Origin of the sequence: Allobosea vaviloviae, assembly GCF_001298265.1 — a bacterium.
In the GTDB taxonomy this organism is placed as follows: Bacteria; Pseudomonadota; Alphaproteobacteria; order Rhizobiales; family Beijerinckiaceae; genus Allobosea; species Allobosea vaviloviae_B.
Window position 1 is genome coordinate 1 of record NZ_LGSZ01000056.1, and the last position, 665, is coordinate 665.

The 665-nt window shown below is 65.6% G+C and carries 1 protein-coding gene; it reads right to left on the minus strand.

Annotation, left to right across the window (positions count from 1 at the left end):
- On the minus strand, nt 1-551 hold a 551-nt coding region (locus tag AE618_RS21525), incomplete at its 3' end, for an ATP-binding protein (protein WP_248310971.1).
- Nucleotides 552-665 lie beyond the last annotated feature (114 nt).

Sequence of the window (665 nt, forward strand, 5' to 3'; positions counted from 1 at the left end):
AGCAGCCCGAAAAGGTCGGGAAGGCGGTCGAGCCGCTCGGCCGAGGATATCTCGCGCGCATCCCGTTCCATCACCGACCGCAGATAGGCGCGGTGCCAATCGCGTCGCCGCCGCTCGCTCGAGCGAGCGATGGCTTCCGGATAGCCCCCGGCAAGAACAAGCTCGGGCAAACCTGCCGTGTCATGAGAGGCATCGACGATATTGCCGGCGAGCGCCTGCGCGATGAATGAGGATGGCGGACGGCCTGCGATTTCCGACCGACTCAACGGCAGCAGCGTTACGATCTCGATGCGCCCGGCCAGGGACTCTGCCGCCTTGGGCATCGCCAGGATGTCGGCCGAGCCCGTGATCAGAAAGCGCCCGGGTCGTTGGTCCTCATCCACGGCCTGCTTGATGGCCAGAGTCAGGTTGGGCGCGCGTTGAATCTCGTCGATGACGGCTCGATCAAGCCGCCGGATCAAACCTGACGGATCGCTTGTCGCCGCCGCGAGCACGGCTGGATCATCGAGCGTCAGGTAGCTATGCGTCTCCCCGGCGATCTTGCGCGCCAACGTGGTCTTGCCCGACTGACGCGGTCCTGCGATCGCGACGACGCGCGTGTCGGTCAGCGCTTCGCGAATGCGGCTTTCGGCATGGCGTGGGTACATGTCAAAGCGCCTGTCGGC